Here is a 2,393-nt window from a genome sequence, read left to right as displayed (position 1 = left end):
TGTTGGTGCCGCTGTTTCGAACAGCGACCGTATATAAGTTGGATCTGGCTCGGGAAACGAGCCGCGTCATGCAATCGGGCTCAGACCATGGATACGCAAAACCAACGGACCTAAAAAAGCGGAGCCCTAAAGGCCTTGACACTCCTCATATAAGCTACGTGGACCTTGAGGCACGGGTGCGGCGCGATCATCCGCTGCGCCGTATTCGGGCGATTGTGAACGAGGCACTTTCGGCGCTGGGGCGGGAGTTCGCGGCGCTGTACTGGCCGCTCGGGCGGCCGTCGATCCCACCGGAGAAGCTGCTCAGGGCGATGCTGTTGCAGGCGTTCTATTCGATCCGCTCGGAACGGCTTTTGATGGAACGGCTGGAATACGACCTTCTGTTCCGCTGGTTTGTCGGAATCGGCGTGGACGATGCGGCCTGGGACCATTCGGTTTTCTTGAAGAACCGCGATCGGCTGCTGGAGGGCGACATCGCGGCGAAGTTCCTGCGACCGTGCTGGCGCAACCCAAGGTGAAGAAGCTTCTGTCTACGGATCACTTCTCGGTCGACGGGACGCTGATCGAGGCCTGGGCGTCGATGAAGAGCGTCAAGCCGAAGGGCGGCTCGGGCGAAGATAGCTCAGGCGAGCCGCCGGCTCAGGACGGCGGGCGTAACACGGAAGCGGACTTCCACGGCCAGAAACGGTCGAACGAGACGCATACCTCGACCACCGATCCCGACGCCAGGCTCTACCGCAAAGGGCGGGGCAAAGAGGCCAAGCTGTGCTTCATGGGGCATGGGCTGATGGAGAACCGCCACGGCCTGCTGGTCGAAGCCTGCCTGATGTTGGCCGACGGGCATGCCGAACGGGTGGCCGCACTGCACATTGTCGATGCCGGCTCAATACTCCCCAGAAGTGCCGTTTGAATCTTCCCCAGTATAGCGCTGCCGCTGGTCTTCCGGAGCGCGCTCCGGGAGACCGGCGGCGCGCCAGACATGCTTCTGCGGCGCATTGCGATCCCGGATGAGCGCCGTCAGTCGCTGGCGATCGGTTGGCGAAACGGTGAACGATATTCCTGCGCGCATGCAACAGACTCGCATGCGCACTCGTGAAAAGGAATCCCACCCCACTCTTATGTCACGCCCTGTCCGACGCCGATGCACATCGTGGCGAGCGCGAGCCAGCCGTGCATTTGCTAAGCCTCCAGCGCGGCCCTCCCGGCGATCCGCGCGCCGGACATGCCGAGCGCGATCGCCCCCGCCGTTCGGGTTCGCGTGGTCGGCGTCCTCGGCGATTACGGCGGCTGATGATCCTCGAACCAGAATGATGACTGGCGTCGCGAGATAGTTCCCACCGACGGCAAGGGAAAATGCGATGTCATGACGATACGTCCATTGTCCGAGCAAGCCTCCAGGAATGCCCACCGCGTCCGACGTGCCTGGTCAGGGTCCGTGTCGTACCGAAAGCTCCAGTCGGGGTATATGCATTGCATCGGCCAATGCATGAGATCGCCGGAAAACACTGCCCCTACGCCTCGAGATCTCAGGCCGATGGCTACGTGCCCCGGGGTGTGGCCCGGCGTCGGCTCCAGCCACACTTCGCCATCGAGTTCATAATCCATATCGACAAGCACAGCCCGACCAGCCTCGACGATTGGCAGCACATTGTCCTCATAGGTCCGTTCGTCGGCATCGCCGGAGGCGGCCTGTGCGGCCTCGAACTCGCGCCGCGCCATGATGTAGCGGGCGTTCGGGAATGTCGGTATCCAACGCCCGTCCACCAATCGTGTGTTCCAGCCGCAATGGTCGATATGAAGATGGGTGCACAGCACATAGTCGATCTGCTCGGGAGCAACACCTGCATTCGCCAGGCGCGCCAAAAAGGTGCCGTCATTGCGGCGATGCCAATGCGGGAAGTATGCGCACGTCTTGTCGTTGCCGACGCAACTGTCGACCAGAATGGTGTGGTGGCCGGTACGAACCAGAAAACTCTGAATGGGAAGAATAAGCCGGCCGGTTGCCGGCGATATCAATCGGGGCGTGAGCCAATGAAGATGCGGTTCGAGTGCTTCGTCGGTGCAGTCGGGGAACCATTCCGACGGCGTCCCCAGAGGGTCGCACATCTCCAGAATTCTGGTTACCCAGATATTCCCGATTCTCCAATCGTCCATTGATGCGATCCTTCTTCGATCGAGGACGGATCGCTAGAGATAACATTTGCGGCAAGATGGCGTCAGACATTTCTTCCGATAGGAAGACGGAGGCGCTCGCGATGTGGCCGCGCTTACGATCGGGTACCAATCGTTAGATCTTAACCACTCTCATGATTGCTGACAATGGCCTTTGACATAAGCTGCAGCCCGCCGATCCGATCGGCGGTCGAGGCACTTGTACGGCGGATATGAGGTGC

Annotated in this window: 1 protein-coding gene and 1 pseudogene; one reads left to right on the top strand and one right to left on the bottom strand. The window is 60.8% G+C overall.

All coding sequences use genetic code 11. From position 1 onward, the window contains the following. Positions 1–149: 149 nt before the first annotated feature. Positions 150–877: pseudogene (locus NKJ08_RS38445) on the top strand (IS5 family transposase); the annotation flags it as partial. A gap of 401 nt (positions 878–1,278) precedes the next feature. Here the strand turns inward: NKJ08_RS38445 and NKJ08_RS38440 are convergent. Continuing rightward, entirely contained in the window at positions 1,279–2,154 is an 876-nt protein-coding gene (locus tag NKJ08_RS38440) for an MBL fold metallo-hydrolase (protein ID WP_352532727.1), read from the bottom strand. Between the last annotated feature and the right edge of the window lie 239 nt (positions 2,155–2,393).

The organism is Mesorhizobium sp. M0244, assembly GCF_040321795.1.
GTDB lineage: Bacteria > Pseudomonadota > Alphaproteobacteria > Rhizobiales > Rhizobiaceae > Mesorhizobium.
This window is presented reverse-complemented; position numbering and strand designations above follow the sequence as displayed.